Origin of the sequence: Vibrio chagasii (assembly GCF_024347355.1) — a bacterium.
GTDB lineage: Bacteria > Pseudomonadota > Gammaproteobacteria > Enterobacterales > Vibrionaceae > Vibrio > Vibrio chagasii.
This window is the reverse complement of sequence record NZ_AP025466.1, coordinates 848,287-871,038: the sequence shown is the minus strand read 5'-3', so window position 1 is coordinate 871,038 and position 22,752 is coordinate 848,287. Positions and strand designations below refer to the sequence as shown.

The 22,752-nt window shown below is 45.0% G+C and carries 17 protein-coding genes; 7 read left to right on the top strand and 10 right to left on the bottom strand.

What is annotated here, in order from left to right; genetic code table 11:
• Positions 1–51 precede the first annotated feature (51 nt).
• The 3 genes from OCV52_RS19830 to OCV52_RS19820 all read right to left on the bottom strand — a co-directional run bounded on the left by OCV52_RS19830 (position 52) and on the right by OCV52_RS19820 (position 4,720).
• Positions 52–1,122 (bottom strand): hypothetical protein, encoded by a 1,071-nt coding sequence (locus OCV52_RS19830; protein ID WP_137406843.1) that lies wholly within the window; start codon positions 1,120–1,122, stop codon positions 52–54.
• Between the two features lie 80 nt (positions 1,123–1,202).
• Positions 1,203–2,816: an FAD-binding protein gene (locus OCV52_RS19825; protein WP_137406844.1), complete on the bottom strand. Its 1,614-nt coding sequence runs from the start codon at positions 2,814–2,816 to the stop codon at positions 1,203–1,205.
• Positions 2,817–2,878: 62 nt separating this feature from the next.
• On the bottom strand, positions 2,879–4,720 hold the full coding sequence (locus OCV52_RS19820; protein ID WP_137406845.1) for a carotenoid oxygenase family protein: 1,842 nt from the start codon (positions 4,718–4,720) through the stop codon (positions 2,879–2,881).
• 386 nt (positions 4,721–5,106) lie between these two features.
• On the opposite strand from OCV52_RS19820, the gene OCV52_RS19815 reads away from it, so the two are divergent.
• On the top strand, positions 5,107–5,514 hold the full coding sequence (locus tag OCV52_RS19815; protein WP_102425500.1) for a hypothetical protein: 408 nt from the start codon (positions 5,107–5,109) through the stop codon (positions 5,512–5,514).
• 67 nt (positions 5,515–5,581) lie between these two features.
• On the opposite strand, the gene OCV52_RS19810 is transcribed toward OCV52_RS19815, so the two are convergent.
• Positions 5,582–7,024, bottom strand: a complete 1,443-nt coding sequence (locus OCV52_RS19810) for an AGE family epimerase/isomerase (protein WP_137406846.1) — start codon at positions 7,022–7,024, stop codon at positions 5,582–5,584.
• Between the two features lie 303 nt (positions 7,025–7,327).
• Here OCV52_RS19810 and OCV52_RS19805 point away from each other — a divergent pair, with 303 nt between their 5' ends.
• Both OCV52_RS19805 and OCV52_RS19800 read left to right on the top strand, forming a co-directional pair.
• Entirely contained in the window at positions 7,328–7,876 is a 549-nt protein-coding gene (locus OCV52_RS19805) for a DUF2975 domain-containing protein (protein ID WP_102425502.1), read from the top strand.
• Between the two features lie 10 nt (positions 7,877–7,886).
• Positions 7,887–8,120, top strand: coding sequence for a helix-turn-helix domain-containing protein (locus tag OCV52_RS19800; RefSeq protein WP_102425503.1), 234 nt, complete (start codon positions 7,887–7,889; stop codon positions 8,118–8,120).
• A 71-nt stretch (positions 8,121–8,191) separates the two neighbouring features.
• On the opposite strand, the gene OCV52_RS19795 is transcribed toward OCV52_RS19800, so the two are convergent.
• The gene (locus OCV52_RS19795; RefSeq protein ID WP_137406847.1) at positions 8,192–8,839 is read right to left on the bottom strand and encodes a glutathione S-transferase family protein; all 648 of its coding nucleotides are present in this window, start codon (positions 8,837–8,839) and stop codon (positions 8,192–8,194) included.
• Between the two features lie 98 nt (positions 8,840–8,937).
• On the opposite strand from OCV52_RS19795, the gene OCV52_RS19790 reads away from it, so the two are divergent.
• Entirely contained in the window at positions 8,938–9,789 is an 852-nt protein-coding gene (locus OCV52_RS19790; protein WP_137406848.1) for a LysR family transcriptional regulator, read from the top strand.
• Between the two features lie 101 nt (positions 9,790–9,890).
• On the opposite strand, the gene OCV52_RS19785 is transcribed toward OCV52_RS19790, so the two are convergent.
• From OCV52_RS19785 to OCV52_RS19775, 3 genes are all read right to left on the bottom strand, one after another.
• Entirely contained in the window at positions 9,891–12,005 is a 2,115-nt protein-coding gene (locus tag OCV52_RS19785) for a methyl-accepting chemotaxis protein (protein ID WP_137406849.1), read from the bottom strand.
• A 377-nt stretch (positions 12,006–12,382) separates the two neighbouring features.
• On the bottom strand, positions 12,383–13,876 hold the full coding sequence (locus OCV52_RS19780) for a cryptochrome/deoxyribodipyrimidine photo-lyase family protein (RefSeq protein WP_137406850.1): 1,494 nt from the start codon (positions 13,874–13,876) through the stop codon (positions 12,383–12,385).
• Between the two features lie 112 nt (positions 13,877–13,988).
• The gene (locus OCV52_RS19775) at positions 13,989–15,776 is read right to left on the bottom strand and encodes a sigma-54-dependent Fis family transcriptional regulator (RefSeq protein ID WP_137406851.1); all 1,788 of its coding nucleotides are present in this window, start codon (positions 15,774–15,776) and stop codon (positions 13,989–13,991) included.
• Between the two features lie 327 nt (positions 15,777–16,103).
• Between OCV52_RS19775 and exaC the strand changes: the two genes are divergently transcribed.
• Entirely contained in the window at positions 16,104–17,624 is a 1,521-nt protein-coding gene (gene exaC / locus OCV52_RS19770; RefSeq protein ID WP_137406852.1) for an acetaldehyde dehydrogenase ExaC, read from the top strand.
• 72 nt (positions 17,625–17,696) lie between these two features.
• Here the strand turns inward: exaC and OCV52_RS19765 are convergent, their stop codons facing one another.
• Positions 17,697–18,608: a LysR family transcriptional regulator gene (locus OCV52_RS19765; protein WP_137406853.1), complete on the bottom strand. Its 912-nt coding sequence runs from the start codon at positions 18,606–18,608 to the stop codon at positions 17,697–17,699.
• Between the two features lie 117 nt (positions 18,609–18,725).
• Between OCV52_RS19765 and rhtB the strand changes: the two genes are divergently transcribed.
• On the top strand, positions 18,726–19,349 hold the full coding sequence (gene rhtB / locus OCV52_RS19760) for a homoserine/homoserine lactone efflux protein (protein ID WP_137406854.1): 624 nt from the start codon (positions 18,726–18,728) through the stop codon (positions 19,347–19,349).
• Positions 19,350–19,467: 118 nt separating this feature from the next.
• Here rhtB and OCV52_RS19755 read toward each other — a convergent pair whose 3' ends face one another.
• A complete protein-coding gene (locus tag OCV52_RS19755; protein WP_137406855.1) occupies positions 19,468–20,208 on the bottom strand; it encodes an NUDIX hydrolase in 741 nt (246 codons plus the stop codon).
• A gap of 450 nt (positions 20,209–20,658) precedes the next feature.
• Between OCV52_RS19755 and OCV52_RS19750 the strand changes: the two genes are divergently transcribed.
• Entirely contained in the window at positions 20,659–22,743 is a 2,085-nt protein-coding gene (locus OCV52_RS19750) for a TonB-dependent receptor (RefSeq protein WP_170222420.1), read from the top strand.
• Positions 22,744–22,752: the final 9 nt, after the last annotated feature.

Here is a 22,752-nt window from a genome sequence, read left to right as displayed (position 1 = left end):
ACTACTCCGTTGTTGTTTTGTTAGAAGCACCTGTTGTGTATTAAAGCCGATTTACAGTGATGCATTTTGAATATCATCCAAGGCATCGCAATAGAAAGGGCCACTAAACTCCAATAAGGCTTGCGGCATCTCTATGGTTTCTGCCAAAACGTTGTGCTCATATAAAGATACATTGACCGCAGCCTTCATCGATTTCATGTACTTCTGCTCTCCGCCAAAGATAATCACAGAAGGGAAGGCTAACGGGTAAAAGCTTTCCAGTTCGGATTTTACTTCCATGACCATCTTGTACTTAATTTTGTTCATTTCGAATTTTAAGTACCCTGCGCAGGAATCTACCTCTCTTTTCAGTGAAATATTGCCAATCGCCGGGTAGAAGATCAGGTCATAATTAGGAGAGATATAGCGGCCAGCCCACAGTTCAATATTAGAATTCCCAACTTTTGCGCCTGTAAACATGTAATAGAGTTCATCAGAAAGTCCCATGGTGTAGATCATTCCTGCGCTAGACTCTTTGTCATACCACCCTTTATCAAGCTGAGCGTATCCGCTTCCAAATAGAGATTGCTCACCATCGTAGAAACTGTATTGAATCGGCGTGCCAACGGTGTAAAGAAACCATTTACCTCCGACTCCCGGTAATTCAGGAATAATACCGAAAGGCGTTTGCCCCGGATTTCTGCCACGCCAATAATGAGTATGTTCGCCATCCCAACGCATCGAGAATTGGAAGTCTTCGAAAGTTACATTCAGTGTGTCTTTATTGGCGACGACAATCCCCGGTATTTCGTAATGGAACTTTTCCGAGTCGTTAAAACCACGAAGTATTAACTCATCACGAAAGATGTCGTATTTCACTGTCTTGCCATTTACCGGTGTAAACGCGAGGTGCACGTATGCCTTAGGCGTTGGGTCAGTAAAGTTAGGAGCGATGTAGGTTTGTAGGCTGATTTTAAAGTAGCCGACCTCTGGAACGGCGATATTGTAGAACCATTGTTCAGCCCAAGTTTGTTGAGATGATGGAGTATGAGGGCGTATATCCTCGAGTGTGGTAGCAAATCCTTGTGCTACGAACAGGCAGCAACATGTTAGCCCTAAACGCAGTAGTTGGCAGAGGTTCATTGAAGTGATGTCCTTTGTTGGATCCTTTGGAAAAACGAGTATCAGGCATAGAGCGCAGTGCTATATGCCCGACGAGCCGGTTATTTTCGGCAGATGCGAGCGTCAGTGAAGTAGAGCCCTGACTGACAAGTCGTCCCTGATTGACAGTGGGCATCTTCTTGACAGTAACATTCGCCACGCACGTTACATCCTGGTTTTAGATAATCTTCTAATGGCGTTTCACCACTCACACGCTCCCAGAATGGGTTGGTGAAGGTATCGAAAGGGTCCAGCTCCGCTTTGGCTTGCAAGAACTCAGGCCACATCGGGAAGCGAGAGGGCATGTCCTCAAAAATAGCGACTGAGTTTTTACCCCAGTGAGGTCGCGCATCATATTTTCGCAGCGACATTTGCTCTATTTCTAGGTTCACGAAGTAGTTTTTAGGTTCTTTTTTACCCTCTTTACGCAGTGTGTATTCAATGCCGACGAAAGCGGTATCTCGCCCTGCGCTCATTCCTAAATAACTGTCAGAAGCTTTACCAAATCGGAAGTAAATACCATTGAGTGGGAAGCAAGTACGTGGGTGTGCGTCGACGATCTGGCGGACATCATTGATCCAGTTTGGTAGGCGCTCAATGTCGATAGCAACTTCTTGAAGCGCGATAGGCAGACGATCCCAGATACATTTGTTCGGGTCTTTGCATTCGAAGTACTGCATTTGGTCTGAATAGCCGATAGGCTCATCAACTTTCTTGCCGGTGATGCTGTCTCTGAAGTAGGAGTTTGCTCGACCATTGTAACGAGCAACGGCAGCAAGACACTGCAAACCAGACCCTGGGAATTCGTGTGCGGCATTAAACAGTAGCCCGAAGAAAAACTCCTCCGCATCTGTGACATCGGCTTGTGCATTGTAGGCTTGGCCTTCTGTCTCGATTGGAACTGGGTTGTAAAGTGTGGTGGTGTAACGCCCTAAGCCGGGGAACCATGCGATGTTCGCTGAGTAGTTGTTGTGTGCAATATCCAGTACCACGTCTTCAAGGTCGGAATCATCTCGATAACCGGTGACTTCTGCTTTCACTTTAAAGGCATCTTCAAGTTTTAATGTCGCTTCAACCACTACGCCAAGTACACCAAGGTTCACTCTTGCGGCGTCCAGTAAATCGCCCTCAAGTACTCTGACCTCGCCTTGCCCATCAACAATTTTTAGCTGGGTAACGTAGTCAGCGAGCATGTTACTTGGTCTATCTAACGTAGAGCCGTGTGTGCCACTGCCCAGCATGCCACCAACGGTAAAGATAGCTAACTCAGTCACCATGTTGATCGCGTAACCTTGCCCGCGTAAGAAGTCATTGAGATCGTTGAACCGCATACCGGCTTCAACAGTGACGGTCTTATTTGTTGCATCGAAGTGAACGATCTTATTCATATTCTTCAGAGTGATTTGAACTTGGTCGTCACCGGCGCAGGCGGCATCGATTTGGCTGGCGAACTTGCGATTTCCCGTCATCACTTTCTTACCGCGTATCAGAGCGTCTTGGACGATGCTCTGCACTTCATCAATAGAACGTGGGTCGTAAATCGCTTCAGGGTGGCAGGTGTATGTTCCTTGGTAGTTCGAAATCTCTCTTTCCGGTTCATAGGAATGAAGAGAGAAAGCTGTCCCCATAACAGCAGCAAGCAAAGCGTTACCAAGTACCATGGTTTTTATTTTCATTAAGACTTCCTTGTGGTTTAGTCGAAGTTGATTTTTAAAGGTGGTTTTCTTCATCGAATGGATTAGCCAAATCGAGGCAGAATGTGTTGCTGAATGACTTCTTGAACAGCGCTGCGATGGCTTGATAAACGTGAACTGAAGAAGTCTCCTACGTTGGCTTTATAGGCATCAGCAGGTCTCGGCCCTATCTCTGCTACCCAGAGCGCATGATTCGTCGTCGCAAAATTGAGTTGCGGGTGCCCTAAGATCGCTAATGGGCCTTGTGCTAAGTTTTGTGCGTCAAAGATCCAGATCTCTTTGCCATTTCCAATGCCATGAGTAGGGTGACTACGAACCACGGCTGTGAATATGTAGCCGTCGTCTTGAGAGGTGCTGTTAGGGCGAGCCATAAACTGAGGCGTTCGCATCACACAATCTGAGGGAAATTGATACGCATCGGCGAGATTCATCGAAAGGCAGTCCATGTGCACGAGAGCCGAGGGTTGGTCGACTTGAGGTAATGAATCGTTGGTGAACCTTCTATTGGGGTAGTGCTCATACGCCTCTGCGACACGCTTAATGACATGGTCTTTGCGATAGCCAACGGCAGCCCAATAAATGTGTTCAAATTGCTCTGGGAACTGGAAGTGTCCACGGTACGCGGGATCATTCATATCCCAAAAAAGTTGGTCGTCTCTTATCAGCCTGAAGTCTTCATTTATCTGTCGAGCGGATTGTGACTGAACTTGGATCCTTGCGCGTACTAAGCCGCCGACATCAATAGGCGCTGCCGGGTAACCTGCCAATTGACTCGGAGTTCTTCCACCAAGTAATCGCTTATCGCGTGCGTATTGGGGCTCCGATTTGTCCATCGCTCCTAGGTATTGGCCATATAGGGTGATTTCGTTTTCATGGTCATCGTAGTTACACATGATGTCTGAGGTATCGAAATCCAGTTCTAGGTAGTCGGCAACCACATAATCGCGCCCGGGGTAGAGGTCTTTCTTACGAATAATCCAAGTTGGAGTCCGATGTTGCTGAGCATAAACCGACGATATACCGATCATACGTAGCGGCTCGACTTGCGCTGCAGTTTCAAATACGAGGATGTGGTGGCGTGTTACACCAAGAGAGTGAGCGGTTGCTGCGATAAAGGCAGGCTTACCGTTACGGCCAATAATGTTCCAGCCTTGTAGAGGGCTGTGCTTATCCCATTTCAGAAGCCGTATAAATCCATTTCTAGTACCCGTATTGGAAATGTTTCCACCGTAGTTAATGGTGAAACATTCATCCGACTCGAGATCAAAATACGGATGGCCTGTGGTACGAACTTGTGGAAACAGCCATTTGTCAGGAATAAAAGGGCTCATCCAAGGTGGAAGACTGCTCTGCCACTCATCATAGTGACCAATCGGTGTGACCAGGTCTAAGCTCAGCGCATCAAATTCGTAGGGAACCCCACCTTCGTAGCTGAGCGCGAATCGGTTGTCACCCAGGTAGTTGGGCGCGGTATTACAATAATTGACGAATCCCATCGTCGGGCTGTAATAAGCCATACCACCAAGTAATTTAAAGCTGTCATAGCCATAGGAGATATGCTGTTGCATGATGGCTGACGGGGTATCAATCATCTTACGCAAGAAAGAAACTTTGCTTGGCGAAAAGTCGAGACGGGTTAGAGCGCCGCGGCCGTTCGGACTCAGGTGGTTTGGCTCCAATGGTATCCCTTCAGAAAAAAACACATGACCATGGATATCAGCTGGCAATTCTCCACTAAGAAGGTGAAAATCTCCCGAGGTTGCGCTGCGCCCACCCTGCATAATTGAGACCGGAAATAAGGAAGGATTGTTGCCTTGCGAAGCCAAAAGTTGGGTTGGTACAAAGGCAGCCCCAGCTACGCTTTTCAAAAATGTACGTCTTTTCATTGCTCTGATTTATATGTTTATCCATGCATATAAACAAAGTAGGTGAGTTTTATTGGCTAGAATGAGTAATGTACAAAACTATGAATGAGTGCAAAGAAGTCGTGTAATTTGACGGGTAAATTACACGGATTAATATCAATAAACTATTGATTTAAATGTTTTTAATTTCGTTTTGCTTGTGTTTGGTTTGGCGAGTTTTAACGGTGTGGTTAGCTCTTTATTTCGTTTCTAACGCCAATATTTGAAGAGAGGGTGCTTCTTGATGCGTGGCACCAATACTTTCTGTAGCGTTGTATTTAAAGGCGTGAGATAAGTTAATTTGCTATTGCAGCCATTCGCTATTGAGCGATACCATATAGGGCTATTTCTTTGGAAAAGATTCGATTATGTCAGATGAAAAACTCGCACTAGAGTGGATGCGCCAACAGGCACATAAAGTAGACCCATACGTTATCAACCCATCGTTTGATGAGTGCGTTGAGCTGCTTGATCCTGCTTTTAAGAAGGGCAAGAGTGTTGCGCAGTTAAAGTATCTGTTATCAGAAGCGGATCGTAGAGCTGGCGCGGCAGAACGTAAGCATGCGGCTTTAAAATACGCCAAAGAGAAAAGCCCAAATGCTGGTCAAATCTTGCGACTGCAAAGCAAGCTTCAACAAGTTCAGTTGGCTCTCAAGCTTGCCACTGGCGATAACAATATGACCATATCTCAGTTCTGTGCGGAGTACGATGTCTCTAAGCGTGATGGCAATACCGCATGGAATGAAAAGCTGGTAGAGCAGAACAAAAGAAGATAGTAAAAAAAAGATAGCAAAATGAGCCCTTTGAACGGGCTCATTTTCGTTGTGCGCTTAAGAAAACCTGCTAAGGCCGGATGTTATTGAAGCTGACCTTCTGCATTCCCCCCTCAAGCATCTCCAACTTAACCACATCGCCTTGATAGTAATACGGTTCCATTGGTATCTCGCTGTTAGCTGGTCTCGCGTAGTGAAGCACTGCAGGTTTGCCTTCCACTTGTCTGGCATATAAGTAACCAATCAACGCATGCTCAAATTGATGGTAGCCGTTGCCCCAATGAAAAGCCTTAGTGCGCTTAGGTTCAAGCCCTACACCACCATATTTGTGGTCGACCCACACATCGTGAAAAGTCGGCAACGTGTATTGTAGGGTTTCTTTCATCGAACCATCGACAAGCGATACCGTCATTGCCGCTTGGTCGAGCTCAGCCCATTCCCATGACGAAGCCCAATGTGTGTTTGGTCTGCTTTGCCAGCCAGTAATCTCTCGTCCTTGCCATGCCTTTTGAAGCTTGTCGCCAAAGTATTGGGATACATCGGTGAAGTCTTTCTGGTACTGGGCTTGGGCTAAAGTGTGCTTCATCCCTTGCATACCGAACTCTTTCCATTCGGAGTTATCCAGAGTTTGCCCAGTAAGGTAAGTCATCCAATACGCTTTGATGGTGTGACCAAAATCATTGTGATTGGCATTCGGCATCATGGCTGCTTTGCTGTGAATGGCACCGTAGAAGCGTTGTTCATCTTCGGAGTGGTAGTGCTCGATCATGGTTTGTGTCAGCCAATTCAGATCATCAAGCCATTTTGTCTTGGTAGGATCTTTCAGTAGTGGAGCTATTAACAGCATGTAGCCGTTAATCTGGTCAAGTTGTGCAACCAATTCCCGCTGAGTGACTTTGCCATCTTCACCGTCGGCAAGCACCCACGCAAGGCCACTGTTATCGTTAAGTCGGTATTGTTCGAAGATAAAAGCTTGTTGAGCGATGAGAGCGTCTTCTACCTTCTTATCTTGAGTTAGGTAGTAGTACATGGCTAAGCCAACTAGCGCATATGCTTGATCTTGAGCCGTTCGATGTTGCCACTCAAGCCCTGCTTTGCCGTCTTTGGTGAAGCTGATGAAACCACCATTTTGTTTATCTTCTAAGTGTTCAATGAGGTAGTAAGCCCCTTGCTTAGCGAGCGCTAATGCTTGTCTGTCTCCGGTTAGGTGGTAGAGCACGCCATAAGCATAGGTTTGGCGTGACTTCATCCGAGTGAACTCTTTGCCGAAGTGTGGCGTGATCCAGCCTCGATCTAACTCAGGACAAACGTTGGTCACATCAAGCAATGTCCCATCATCACAGCGGAAAGTCGGGAAGTTGCCTATCGGTTCTCCTTGAGCACTCGGCATCATCCAATAAGGCGCTAATCCTTCGCTGGCATGAGCTATCCAGTCCTCACCTGAGGGTAGGGATATATTGGCAGATACAGCCAAGCTTGTGACACTGAGTAATACGATAGAGGCTCGTAACATGATGTTTATCTTAATGAATTGAATTTGCTTGAATATAAACAATCAGGTCTGCACATTGTGATTAGGCGATCACAGTCGACAAAATTATTGCGATTTGGGTAAAGGTTCAGGTGACCGGTGGCTAAGTGAATCGACTCGAGAGTGAGCTAGAACCTTCATCATTAACGGATAAATCTAACACTTTTTTATTTGCTTTGTTAAGATGCTAAAAGGAAATAAATTATCGCAAAACGATAATTTATTGTTGATCATCGTTTGTTTTGATCTTAGTATCCTCCTGTAAACTTAACAGGAACATTAACTATGTCTAACATCCAAAAACAAAGCCGACGTGTTCGCATGCTATTGCAGTCTTTTCTTGTGCTTACTCCTATCATGGTGTGCTACTTCTGGTTAACCGTTGAGACTCCCTATGACTTTATAAGTTCGACTGGTATTTTTTACCTCACTTATGACATCGGGAGTTACACGATGTTGCCACTTACTATGACAACAAGAATGGTTGCTGCGTTCACAAGCTTAGCGATGTCTAGCATCCTGATATACGCACTACTGGTTCTGATACGTTTATTCCGTAACTATGAGCGAGGCGAAATCTTCTCTTTGGAAAATGCACTGTCATACCAGAAGCTCGGGTATAGCTTGTTTTATTGGGTTTTGGGGTCGGTTATCTATGGTTCATTGATGTCGGTGATTTTGTCGTTCAATAATCCACCAGGTGAGCGTATCTTTGAGATTAGTTTTGTGGGGATGGACTTTTTGACACTTATATTAGGTATAATAATTTTGATCATCTCATGGGTGATGAAAGAAGGTTATATTCTGGCTGATGAGCACAGCCAAACGATTTAAAGGACTTGTCATGACTATCCGCATTAATTTAGACATTATGATGGCCAAGCGAAAAATGCGATTAAAGACATTGGCACAAGAGGTTGGGATAACCGAAGCCAACTTGTCGGTGTTAAAGAATGGCAAGGCCAAAGCGGTAAGGCTATCGACACTAGACAAGTTGTGTGAAGTGTTAGAGTGCCAACCGGGTGACATATTGGAATTTGAAGCGAACGTTCACCAAGAGAGCGTTACTGCTGAATAGCGAGTCAGTAGATCGTATTCCCTTATGAAAACAATGAGTCTCGAAGTTATTCGAGACTCATTCGCTACATGTTAAACAGGCTCTCCTGCCTCGTCTTCTTCAACGATATCTTTTTCTAAACTCGCCTCTGCCAACCATTCCTTTATCGACGGACTATTCAACACACGTTGTTGATACTGTTGGGCTTTATCCGAAAGCTTTATGCCGTAGGTTTCGACTCGCAGTGCTAGAGGTGCAAACATCGCATCGGCAATCGACCATTCTCCAAATAGCCAACCCTCTGGGTATCTCTCCATTTGCTCAGACCAAATGGCATCGATGCGAGCAATATCTTTCTGGGCACCTTCACTCAAAACCAGCTTTCTTTTGGCTCGGCAGTTCATTGGTAACTCATTTCTGATGTTGAAAAAACCAGAATGCATTTCTGCCGAGATAGCTCGGGCTAAGGCGCGTTCAGCAATGGAACTTGGCCATGCAGTACCGTTTAGGTAGGCATCGTTAACGTATTCGAGAATCGCCAATGAATCCCACACTGCAACGTCACCATCAACCAGAGTCGGCACTTTTGCAGTGGGTGTCACTTTCGCTAACGTGTTATAAAAATCTGGGGTGAATAGCTTAAGTTTGATGACGTCTGCGGCGAGGTTGTAGTGATCGAATATTAGCCATGCGCGCAGTGACCAAGTTGAGTAGTTCTGATTAGCGATATAAAGCTGCATAAATGCTTCCTTGCGTCTGGTGGGTATGCATTTGAGCTTAAGGGATTCTATTGCGGCGCACTAACGGATAATTTTGATGCAATACATTAATAAAAACGATGGGTGGTGATTTCAATATGGATATTGATGCGTTGAGAGGCTTTCTTGCGTTTGTGGAGACCAGCAGTTTTACACGTGCTGCAAAGCAGATTAATCGCACCCAGTCGGCCTTTAGCGCTCAGATGCGTAAGTTAGAGGAAGAACTTAACGTTACTCTGTTTCAAAAGGAAGGACGCAACCTAGTATTGACTGAGGCGGGCTTGGCATTGCGTTCTCATGCGGAGCAGCTCGTCGCACTCCACAATACGGCATTGAAACAAGTAAAGCGTTATGAAGACAAACAGCCACTGCGATTAGGTTGCCCTGAAGACTATAACGACAGCATCTTGCCGAAAGTGATTAAGCTGTTGCAGAACGCAGAACCCACGTGCTCCATTCAAGTATTTAGCTTGCCGAGTATTACGCTTAGAGAGTGGCTTGATGATGGTAGGCTTGATGCTGCGATTGTGACCCGCGCTCCCGATAGTGAAGAGGGATATTGGCTAACCAATGATGCGGGCGTTTGGATAAGCAGCTCTGATTTTGTGTTTGATGATTCTAAAACTGTCCCACTCGCATTGTTCCAGACGGATTGTAAATACCATGCTGCGGCAGTGAATGGTTTAACCAAACAAGATACGCAATATCAGCTTTTAGCGTGCAGTAATACGGCTTCAGCGCAGCGTGCAATCGTCAAAGCTGGATTGGCAATTGGTGCGATGGGCAAGCTCAGTGTCACGCCTGATTTGAAGATTCTCGATGATATGCCGCCGTTACCTGCGGTAGACATCGTACTGTTGCTCGCGAGTAAGTATCATCCAGTATTGGACAAAGAGGTACTCAATCAGCTGGTTGAATTGGATTCTAATTAGATCTTGCTCGGTGAGAGGCATTGATTTCGAGAGTGAACAATAAATAGAAAGGCCGAGAACATTGCGTTTCTCGGCCTTGTTTTTATGGAAGAGAGGGTGAATTACGAGAGCTTAAATTTGCTCAACTCTCCGTGTAAATCTCCGGCTTTTACTGTCAGCTCATTACTGATTTCTACCGAGGATGTCATGGTGTCCATCACTTCCACAGCGGTGTCGTTAATGATGACGACATTACGGTTAATCTCTTCAGATACTGAACTTTGCTCTTCAGCTGCAGAAGCGATTTGATTGTTCATGTCGTTGATGACTTCAATGGCTTGGTTAATCTCAGACAGCGCTAAATGTGCTGCTTGAGTTTCGCCCTTGGTATCATTCGCTTGCTTTTGACTTTGTTCCATCAATACCACGATAGATTGGGTCTCTTGCTCTAGGCGCGCTAGCATTGAGCGAATCTCTTCGGTCGAACCTTGAGTACGGTTTGCTAGATTACGCACTTCATCGGCCACCACCGCAAAGCCTCGCCCTGCTGAACCCGCGCGAGCAGCCTCAATGGCAGCGTTCAGAGCCAGTAGGTTCGTTTGTTCTGCAATCCCCCCAATTTCGCTCAAAATACCTTGAATAGCGGTGCTCGAATCGACCAAATTTTGCGTTTGTTGCTGCGCATCATTCACTTGAATGGCTAAGCTATCAACTGCGCTGGCGGCATTGTCCATGCGTGTCATGCCGTTAAGGCTATTACTTTGTACCTGGCTAGCGGCCGCAGCGGCTTGAACGGCTGAGTTCGCTACTTCTTGTGCAGTGGCACTCATCTCATTGATTGCAGTGGCGAGTGAGTTCACTTCGTTTACTTGAGCGTTCAACTGGTCACGGGATACCTCTGCACGCGCTTGACCCTCAGTCGCATTCTTATCGACTTGGTCTGCTGTCGCCATTACAGTAAGCAGCATCTCTTGTATGCGAGATAGGAAGGTATTGAACCAGTGAGCCAGTTGCGCGGTCTCATCTTTTCCTTTTACTTCGATGCGGTAGGTTAAATCGCCTTCGCCCTGTGCGGCATCTTTGAATCGCTCGACCAAGTTATTGAGAACTTTGCCCAGAGAGTTGGCAATCAATGCCATTGAGATGATGCCTAGAAGAACGGCGACGATCCCCGCCCACACACCTTTTTCAAGCGCTTTCGAATTCTGTTCATCACTCCACTGGGTGTATTCGTCGACACTTTTTGCAAGGTGACTACTGGGAACCGACACCATGACTACCCACGGTGCGTCGCTAGTTTCGATTGCAGTTATGGCGTATTCCTCTCCGCCAAATGTAATCAACCCAGCCCCAGACTGTTTAGCGATAGACTGAACTCGCGACCATTCTTTTTCTAGCTCTGGCGAGACTTTCTTACCCACCATGTTTCCAGCGCTGCTGTTGGCTAGGGTGATACCTTTCCATGAAGTGATGAGGATTCTACCTTGTCCGTCGAATAGGTGACGAGCAAGACCTTCACTCTGGCTTTGCAGTTCATGAAGTGACAAATCGAAGCCAAGTGAGCCGATGATCTTACCGTTTTGCTTAATCGGCTGGCTGATGGTCGTGATGAGTTCTTGCTTACCACGAACCGGATAGAAGTACGGCTCCATTACGAATGTTTTACCGGTTTGGTAAGGCATTAAGTGCCAGTCGTCTTTGCGTTCACCATTGCTGTTTAGCTCGGTATTGCTGTAGCTCTCCATTGCGACCGCGTCAAAGCTGTTTTCGTCATTGGGAGAGAAGAAAGGGGCAAGGTAGCCCTGACTATTAAAGCCTAATTCGCTGTCCAAGCTGTTTTCGTCATTGAGATCGGTTTGTTGTGGCCAAGTCTTGTTTTCCCACACCATGTAGCCGGCAAATACGGCTTTGTTTTGTGCTTCTAGCGCGGCAGTAAACTGTTTAACGATAAGGTCTGCGCTAGCGTCCGTTTCTGAACTCAACTCAATGATTGAACGTGCTTGTGTTAAGTTGGCTAGTACCGGGTTCAGTTGGTTGGAAATGTTTAACCCTTGCTGAAGTGCCGTATTTTGTAAGTCGGTTGTCGTAGCATCGGTTAACTGTAGTTTTACTTTCTCTGTGACTTGTTTGTTCACATCAGTAAAAGCGCTAGTGGTCATGCCCATTGCGATCAACAGGGTGAAAGCCATCGCCCCGCCCGCACTCACCGCAATTCGCGTTCGTATACTGTTAAACATATGATCTCTCTAGCTAAATAGTGGTAGTTTGCAGAGATTTTAAACAAGATAAGTGAACGGAAAATGCAAAAAAATGAACACAAAAAGAATAGAGAGATCAAAAATATAAACAAGATTGCATAATGTGCAGTTTTGGCTTTGCTCGCAACGCTTAGATGAATATGAAAATCATCATTTAGTAATCGCTAACTTTATGTATTTATTAGTTTTAGTGATGATTAGGTGAGTTTAATGTTTTAGTAAGGCTGCAATTTTGCCTCTCTAGTTTGTGACCGCGAGTCTATTACTCATTATATGACGACGATCACAATTAAATTTATTTAACCCAATGAATTACCACTCTTTTTATAAGTGATTTAAAGAGGGAACACGTTGTATTAGCTTGCCCGTGTTGTTTTGCTTTGTTTCTTCGGTGGCCTAACGTGGCGTGACAAAATACGACTGCGTTCTTGTTTCACTTCCGTCAGCTTTCTCCATGACCATAAACGCACTCGTGCTTCCTTGGCGCTCACTTCGAGGTCGACGACTGGATTAAGGTAAGGGGAGTCTGGTTCAAGCTCGTGCATCATGACTTCCATAGGTGTCATCTTCCAAGGCTCAAACAGAAGTGGAGTGGGTATGTCTAAAAGTTCGGGTACCCATTTTCGGATGAAGTCCCCATCGGAATCGTGCTCTAGGGCTTGCTTTGTTGGGTTGTAAATTCGGATGGTGTTGATGCCCGTTACCCCAGCTTGCATTTGAAACTGTGGGTAATGAATGCCGGGTTCAAAATCGAGGAACAGCTGCGCTAAGTGTGTGACACCATCACGCCAGTCCATGTTCATATGGTGAGTGAGAAAGCTCACCAGCATTGAGCGCATGCGGAAATTAATGTACCCCGTATGATGTAGGCAGCGCATACAGGCATCGACCAATGGCACACCTGTCATCCCCATCTTCCATGCCTGAAGATGTATCGGATCTTTTACCGTCTCTTTTTGCAAGAGTGCTTCGTAGGCGTGATTGATACAGCGATATTCCATCGCGCATTCCGATTCAAACTTCTGCATGAAATGACAGTGCCAGTGAAGCCTTGATGAGAGCGCAATCAAGCTGCGACGAAACCCTGCGACTTGCCAGTGCCCCAACAGGTGTTGATAAACCTCACGCAGCGATATATTGCCCCAAGCCAAATATGGGGATAGACGTGTACAGGCATGTCGTGAAGCTTCTGGGCTTGAGATGCTGCGATAGTAATCGCGACCACGGCGCTCAAAGAAGTCATTTAATGTTGCCCATGCCAGTGCGCTTCCACCCGTTTGTATGCCTTTAACTTTGGTTAACCAAGCTGGTGGAGGCTCGATTGCGAATATAAGCTCCTGTGCATCAAGGGTATGTAGTGATTCTGTCGTTAACTGATTTTCTTCTATGGGAGCACGCATGACATTGTTCCAGTGCTTGTCCCAACCGATTCTGTCTTTCGACCCTCTTACGACAGCGCCTTGTGCGAACTCTTGCCATGGGATGTTGTGATCTGTAAACCAAGCAGAGAGTTCTCTGTCACGCTCAAAAGTGCAATTTAATCCTATCTCTTGATGAGAGAAGACGTTTTTGATGCGGTAACGAGATTGAATCGCTTTGAAGCAGTCCATCGCACTGCCATGAAGTATTGAAACCTGATGTCCATACTCTTTCAGCGACCGATTCATGCATTGCAGCGACTGCCAAACAAACCGCCAATGTCGCTCAGAGTAGTGGGCATTGTTTAGCAGCATAGGTTCGAAAATGTAGAGCAATATCGTTGGGGGGTGACCTGATAAAGCGTGTTGTAAAGGTGCGTGGTCGGTGAGTCTTAAATCACGCTTTAGCCACACTATGTTGATTGTTTGCATCTGAGCCCTCTTTCGTTTTCAAGCATTACGAATCAGAGGGCAAAACGTCTCACTGGAAGTGAGTTTTATTTTCGATAATGAAAGGGCAGGTTATGATCTCCTGTTTTCATTATTAGAGAATGCCTAAGCTTTTTAGTTTTCGATAAATCGTATTACGGCTGATACCAAGTATGCGTGACGTCTTACTGATGTTGCCTTGGTTGGCTTGATAAGTTTGCAACAAGGTTTCTTCAACGGTGCTTCTTAAATCGTTACTCGCTGTACCTTTTATGGCATTAGAGGTTGTCGATTGGTGGTGATTATCATGCGCTAACGACGTGAGGTGTTGAGCTAGATGGCTGGGCACATGCTCGAGTGTGAGTTGTGGTTCGTCGTTTGCCAGTAAAGTGGCGACTTTAAGTAGGTTGTCTAACTCGCGGATATTACCCGGCCATGAATAGGCGCATAGCAACCCCATCAAATGCGGGCAGATTGTTCGCTCATCTTCAGCGTATTTACGATGAATATGCTCGATTAAAGCATGCTTATCTTGTCGCTGTTGCAAGCTTGGCAAGGTAAAGGCTAAGCCATTGAGTCTGTAATACAGGTCTTGCCTAAACTCACCGGTTGCGACTAACTGCTCGAGGTTTTTGTGAGTGGCAGCGATGATCTGGCAATCGACTTGGTAGCTCTGATTGGAACCGACAGGCACCACGGATTTGTCTTGCAGAACATGCAGCAATCGACATTGAGCCTCTAATGGCATGTCGGCGATCTCATCTAGAAACAGAATTCCCTTATCTGCTTGGCGGATCTTACCTTGGAATCCTTTGTGGCTTGCGCCTGTAAAAGCCCCCGGCGCGTAACCAAACAATTCAGATTCGATAAGATCTTTCGGTAGTGCACCACAATTCACCGCGACTAAGGGCGACGATTTACGCTGGCTTTGCTTGTGTAAAGCCTTAACAAACTCGCCCTTTCCGACACCGGTTTCACCAAGGATTAATAGGCTAATGCCTTTGTCGATAACCTTATTGGCCTGCTGCCAAGCGTGTTCTATCTGTTGTTCACCATGGTGTAAATCACACGATGCGGAAAGAGAGCGTGTGCGCTTGGCTGTTGGGCGTTTTAGGTGCTGTTTTTTAAACACAAAAGGTGCATCAATTGAAGTTCGGTTGAAGAGGGTGTCGATACTCTCACCGACGATCGAGGTTTGATCCAATAGTTGTGAAGCGACCTGATTTTGCGCGACCACCTCTCCAGCTTCGTTGGCTATCACAATCCCTTGCCAACCACTATGAAGTAGCGATTTCTCACACGCGAGATCAATGCGAGTCGTGCCTTGTGGTATATGGCTCAATAATTGATTCCCAACAAGCTGAGCCATATTTTGAACGAGCAGTTGCACCGAACTATCGTGTTGCTGCTGCTCACTGGTAATGTCCAATACGCCAACCATTTGCCCTTGATGATCAAACACTGGGCTTGCTGAACAACTGATAAATCGATGCTGGTGGATGAAGTGCTGCTCACCAATGATGGTTACAGGTTTAGCTTCCACGATCGCCGTGCCAATGGCGTTGGTCCCTTTGAGTTGTTCCTGCCAACACGCTCCAGAGCTGAGTGCAATCGAAGTCAGTTTTTCCTTGAACCGCTCTTGTCCCCAACTAGCGAGAATCACCCCTTCAATGTCGGTTAAGATCAAACGACTGTCGGTACGTGCAAACATCTGGTTAAACAGAGGCAGTGCATTGCGCTCGACGATTTGAATCAAGCTCGATGACTGATGACGTCGCTGCTTGAGAATCGACTGTGGCAGGCGAATATCTTCGGGAAGACGTCTCTGTTTTAGCCCCGCTTCTGTGCTGCGGTGCCAAGACGATGAAAGCCAATCTGAGGTGTTTGCTTGTTGAAGGTGCATGACTGTTCCATGTCGTAACAGTGAGAGTGTACCAAATTGGAACAGTTGAACATTGGATTGGTTTCCATACAGCTGTTCAATGCCAACTCACTTTGGGTTGTAAATGTTTGGTAATCATAATTTTACAATTTATTAACAACAAGTTTTGAGGTTGTGGCGTGTGATTTGCGTTGTTCTTGTTGTGAAGAAAGCACGAAGTATCAGTGTTTTAAACAGAAAGCATAAACATAGGCGTATTGTCATGAGTTCTTGTCTCAAGAGAAGTCGCCACAAAAATAAGACAGCTCTCGCTTAATAACGAAAAACACATCTAAGAAGGATCTAACTATGATTTACGCACAGCCGGGTAGTGACAACGCAGTGGTGAACTTTAAAGCTCAATACGATAACTTTATCGGTGGTGAGTGGGTGAAGCCTGTCAGCGGCGAGTATTTTGATAATACGTCTCCCGTGAATGGTCAGGTGTATTGCCAAGTCGCGCGCTCAACCGAGGCGGACATTAGCTTAGCACTCGATGCGGCGCATGCAGCTCGTGCGAGTTGGGCTGCGACCAGTGTGACAGAGCGTTCGAATATCCTACTTAAAATTGCTGACCGCATTGAAGCAAACCTAGAAGAGATCGCAGTTGCTGAGACATGGGAAAACGGCAAACCAGTGCGTGAAACTCTGGCGGCAGACATTCCGTTGATTGTCGATCATTTTCGCTACTTTGCGGGCTGTATTCGAGCGCAAGAAGGCAGCGCAGCCGAGCTTGATTCAAACACTGCAAGCTACCACTTCCCAGAGCCAATTGGCGTGGTAGGGCAGATCATTCCTTGGAACTTCCCAATCTTAATGGCGGCTTGGAAATTGGCCCCTGCACTGGCAGCAGGCTGTTGTGTGGTGATGAAGCCAGCCGAGCAAACACCAACATCGATTTTGGTGATGATGGAGAAGATCGCTGACCTTCTGCCTGCAGGTGTGGTCAACATCGTGAATGGTTTTGGTAGCGAAGCAGGTCAAGCGTTAGCAACTAGTGACCGCTTGGCTAAATTGGCGTTTACTGGCTCAACAGAAGTCGGCCACCATATTTTGAAATGTGCAGCTGAAAGCTTGATTCCATCAACCGTTGAGCTTGGCGGTAAGTCTCCAAACATCTACTTCCCAGACATTTTTGATTATGAAGATGAGTACCTAGATAAGTGTGTAGAAGGCATGCTGCTGGCGTTCTTTAACCAAGGTGAGGTGTGTACCTGTCCATCGCGTGTGTTGATCCACGAATCGGTCTACGACAAGTTCATCACCAAAGTTGTCGAGCGCGCTCAAACCATCAAGCAAGGTAACCCGTTAGACACTGACACTCAGGTTGGCGCACAAGCCTCTCAAGAGCAGTTCGATAAGATTCTTAGCTATCTAGAGATTGGTCGTCAAGAGGGGGCGAAAGTGTTAACTGGTGGTGAAATCGCGCAGCAACCAGATGATCTGGGTAATGGTTATTATATTCAACCAACCATGCTCGAAGGCAATAACAAGATGCGCGTCTTCCAAGAGGAGATCTTTGGCCCAGTTATCGCGGTGACTACCTTTAAAGATGAAGCTGAAGCGTTGGAAATTGCCAACGATACTGAATATGGTTTGGGTGCAGGTGTATGGACGCGTGATGCCAACCTTGCTTACCGCATGGGTCGCAACATTGAAGCGGGGCGTATTTGGGTGAACTGTTACCATGCGTACCCAGCACACGCGGCCTTTGGTGGATACAAGAAATCAGGCATCGGTCGTGAGACACACAAGATGATGCTCGATCACTACCAGAATACGAAGAACTTGTTGATCAGCTATGATACGAATCCGCTAGGCTTTTTCTGATTACACTAAAATGGATTCAGGGGACTATTTGACTCAGTATAAAGCACCGTATCAACGGCGCTTATTCCCATTTTATTGCCCCGATCCTGAATGCTCTGACTCACTTTTTTGCAGTGTAATCGAGTCGAGTTCACCTAAATGTTTTACAAACAATTCGAGAAGTTTGGGCTGTCTAGGGTGGTATGCACTCAGTAGTACCATCTTCCGGTTGTATTTCTTGTTGGTTATTGGTGTGATGGTGATGTGTTCATCAAAGAGTTCCAAACCAGGCCAGACTGGAACAATTGATACTCCAACCTCTTCCACCACCAGTTGAGCAATCGCCTCAAGGGAATCCAGGTCAAAAATGGTATTCTTGGTCATCCCTGTGTCGTTCATGAATCGTTCCGACATCTGCCCGCCCCAACAGGTAGGGTCATATCTAATATAAGCGTTGTTTTTCAGTATACTTGCAATAGACCCTTGAATCGTTTTGCTATGAATTAATGCAAGAGGCTCATTTCTCAGTTCTCTACATCGTAATGTTTTTGGGATAGCTGAGGGAGGTGCAACGATAATCGCGGCATCAAGGTCGCCATTGATAAGGCTCCGATTTAAGTCGATAGAATTCCCAGGAATGATATGAAATTTAGCCTGCGGTGCAACTTCGCGAATGGACTTGAGAGTCGATGGGATAAACGCGGTTAATGACGTTGAGTTAGCTCCCACTCTTAACGTGCCATCTAATCCCGACCCTTGCGCAACTTCGATAAGATCACGAGTCTCCCTGATAATCGATTTTGCTTTGGGGACAACCGCCAAACAGGCATAAGTGGCCTGAACAGTACTTCCTGCTCGTCTAAACAGTTTACAGTTAAACTCGCTTTCTAACGTTTGAATCCTTTGACTGATAGCTGCTGGTGTTATGCCTTGGGCACGAGCTGCAGCGGCTATTGACCCTTCCTCTACGACTGCGACAAGGCTTTCAAGAAATCGGCTGTCCATAGGTTTCCTTATGAATGAATATATAAAAAATTAGTTTTTCTACTTTTATGTGGTGAGTAAACTAACTACAACTGCGGCTTAAGTCTAGAGTCGATGTCACTTTAAAAGGAAGCTTAAATGAATTTTGATTTGTGGTTTGCGTTTTTGATGGCGTGCATTGTTTTAGCTGTTTCTCCTGGTGCAGGGGCCGTGAATATGATGTCAATAACAATGAAATACGGCTTTCGCCGAAGCGTGATTTCAAACCTTGGGTTACAAGTTGGGAATATGTTCAATATTGCGATAGTTGGTGTTGGGCTTGGTGCTGTTCTTGCCCAATCAGAGGTTGCGTTTAACGCTATAAAGTGGGTCGGGGCACTCTACTTAATTTATTTAGGTATCAAGAAGTTTACCGAGACGGTGGATAATACAGATTACAAAGAACACCAGCAGAAAGTAAGTGGCTTGAAAATGTTTTGTCAGTCAGTGATTGTCAACGTTACCAATCCTAAAAGTATTGTTTTCCTTGTTGCTCTTTTGCCCCAGTTTATTGTGTCAAGCAGTCCCCATGTAGAGCAGATACTAGTGCTAGGTAGTACTTTACTTACCGTCGATATGCTTGTGATGTTTGGTTATGCACTGTTAGCCAGTCGTTTGAGCGGATTGGTTAAGAATCGCCGTCATATGATTGTGCAAAACCGTATTTTCGGCAGTGTATTTATTGGTACAGGCAGTTTATTAGCGTTGGCTGGGCGAAGCTAATATGGGCTTTCAAGGATATGATGAGTTTATTGATTTACTTAACTCAGATATTGCCTCTTTGAAAGCGCCTATTAATGGCGCTTTTTTCATGGTGTAAACTTCTCGAACAAACTTTTTATTATTCGCTTTTAGAAAAGAAGACTTCTGGCTTATGAGTAGGCCCTGAATTGCCTTCGAGTTGAGTCAGTTCCAAACCTTGTTTACCGACCAAAGAAGCGACCATCTGACGGTTGAACGGGTAGTTCTCTGTGTTGTTGATGAACTCTTTTACATCTACCCATTTGGCTTCCGCAATTTCATCCGTGTCTTGAATCGCAATCTCTTGAGTTTGAGCTATCAGGTGGCAAACAAAGTAGAGGTTCGATTTGCCAAACTGATATGGGTGGCGCGTTGCCATGCCAACTACCGATACAAACTCTGCTTTGATGCCAGTCTCTTCCATGGTCTCTCTAACCACAGACTCTTCAATACTTTCGCCTAGTTCAATGTGGCCGCCAGGTAATTTATAGCCCGTCATACCATGTTCTTTGATAATCAGTACTTGGTTGTGTTCATTAGTGATCAATGCGCCAGCACCCAAGGTGTGAGTGGGAATAAAAGGCACAAATTCAACAATCTTGGACTTGTGAATCAGCGTAATTTCGTCCTCTAGGCAGTTGTGGAACACAAAACCAAGTTCGGTCGCTACAGGGATAAGGTGTGATAATGCAATTGGTAAGCTGATCCAAATGATGCCTTTGTTGTTTTGCTTTGAAAATTCGGTGATCTTGTTTAGTTCAGCATGGAATGAGTCAACATCATATGTGACTGTTGCTGGATTGATGATGATGCCGTTAAATTTATCGAGCGTAAATTCCACAGATGATCCTTTATGGTTTTGATTTATTATATGTCGAGAATTTGGTCAGCTTATATCATCTTAGGTGTCGATAACACTCTAATCATTAAAGGATATATACGAGGTAACCCCACGCCTTCGTAAATACAATCATAAGTTGAGTGTTATTGTTAAAATAGTAAATTAATTGTCCTTACTCTTTATTTTAGCGATCGCTTAGGAAGTCAATCAATAACCTTAAATCCCTTTTCTACTAAAAAACTGTGCCTGCCAATGGTATTTCTCCCCCTTATTTAAATGAGTTTTGTATAAATATAATAAGTAAGCCTCTCTTTATAAATGATAGTTATTTGCATTTATTCGCGATACAAGGAAATATACTCAGCGCAAATGAGAATCGTTTACATTATTATTACTATATTCATTTGTTTTTTATTAGATATTACTTATTTATGGATAAAGGTTGGACCTATGGCGTTAAAAGTATCTAAGCTAGCATTTAGTGTGTGTTTATCATTAAGTTCCTTTACTGTTTTAGGGGAAGCTATTGACCCTGATAAATTAGAAGTAATGGTGGTGACGGCTGGAAAGGTAGCCGAAGAATCACAAAAGTCCCCGATCAGTATTTCAGTGTTATCGGATTACGATGTTGAAAGAGCTGGTATCGAAAACACGTTTGATATTGTAAAAAGAACCCCAAATGTCTCCATGATTAAAGCGGGTAACCCTTCCGATGCGAGTTTTCTTTCTATGAGAGGAATTACCCCCACCATGGAAGGCTCACAATCTGTACTGTTTTTAATTGATGGTGTCATGTATCAAACGTTTGACACAGAATTACTCGATGTTGAACGTATTGAAGTATTGCGTGGGCCACAGGGTACCCTATATGGGCGAAATGCTTCATCAGGTGTTATTAGCATCCATACAAAGGATCCTGACTTTTTCACTGAAGGTAGCGCCGGGTTAACCTACGGAAGTTACAACCAAATTAAGGGCAATCTTATTTCGGGCGGTGCTATTGCAGATAGCGATGAGTGGGCATACCGTACTGCGATTCAATATTCGACGGATGACGGCTATTTTACAAGGGACTATGACGGTAAAGACGACGTTAATGACGTAAAAGACTTTAATGGTCGATTAAAAGTTCGTTGGGTACCCGTTGATCAGTCATGGGATGTAATTGCTACTGTCGATGCCCAAAATCGTAAAAATGGCAATATGTCATTCGCTACACTAGACCAAATTAATCAAGATAGCCATAAAGTCTATTCCAACTTAGAGGGGTTAGCGAAAGCTGATATCTTGACTGGTTCAATTCGTGCAAATTATGCTGCAGATAATTTCGATTTTACGTCTATTACGGCTTATACCAAAGAGGATAAAGTTGATAACCAAGATTTAGACTTTACTCAAATTAAAGGTAATAAACTTTTTATTGATTCAGACTTTTCTCGTGTGACACAAGAGTTGAGATTGAGTTCTGATCAAAATGATGCCATTCGTTGGGTGAGTGGTCTGTACTTCTTTGATGAAACTGCCAAAAATGATATTGGCCTTGATATGCTTACCGAAAAAGGCAAGATGTTTAATCAAACCAAATCAAAATCAAAGGTAAGTAATTACGCTGTATTTGGTAATGTTAATTATCGATTCTCTGACAAATGGGAAGCGATTGCTGGTTTACGTTATGATTATCAGAAAGTTCAGTTTGATTATCTTTACCTTGAGAATATGGGATATCCAGATTCAAACGGCTCAGATGCGGCTAGTTTTTATGAATGGTTGCCTAAAGCTGGTTTAAATTTCTACGCTACCTCCGACATTATGATGTTTGCGAGCATCGCGCGCGGTTATAAAAGTGGTGGTTTTAATATGCTAACTCCGCCAACTATTTCACCAAAGTATGATCCTGAATACACAATAAACTATGAATTAGGAATGAAGAGTGAATGGTTAGATAATCGTATTCGCTTTAATTCGTCAGTATTCTTGATCGATTGGAAAGATCAACAAGTTGAACAGCAGGCTTACCCTAAGTCCTTTACCCAAAATGCAGGGGGCACCGTTAGTAAGGGCGCTGAATTTGAGTTGTCATGGTTAATTCAGCCTGGTTTAACGACTTGGGTTAACGGTGGATTTAATGATGCAAGCTTTGATGATTTTGTTAGCAAGGATTACGACATGAATGGTGGCTTCGCCGGTCAACATGATTATAGCGGTAATCGCCCAGCCAACTCTCCTAAATATACTTATAGCCTAGGTGTGGATTATAACTTCTTAGAAAACTACTTTATTTACGCTGACTATAACGTAACGGGTGATTTTTATTTCGATAGTGCTAACACGACTAAACAAGATGCTTATGGCGTTCTGAACTTAAGGGGGGGGTACACAAGCGATAATATTGACCTGACTCTTTGGGCGAAAAATGCATTAGATAAAGAATACCTGACACGTGCCTTCCCTATGGGGGATGCACCAAATGAAAAATGGTACGGCCGCTCTGGTGACCCAGCGACAATTGGTGCCACTGTCAATCTAAAATGGTAGTTCTCCAAT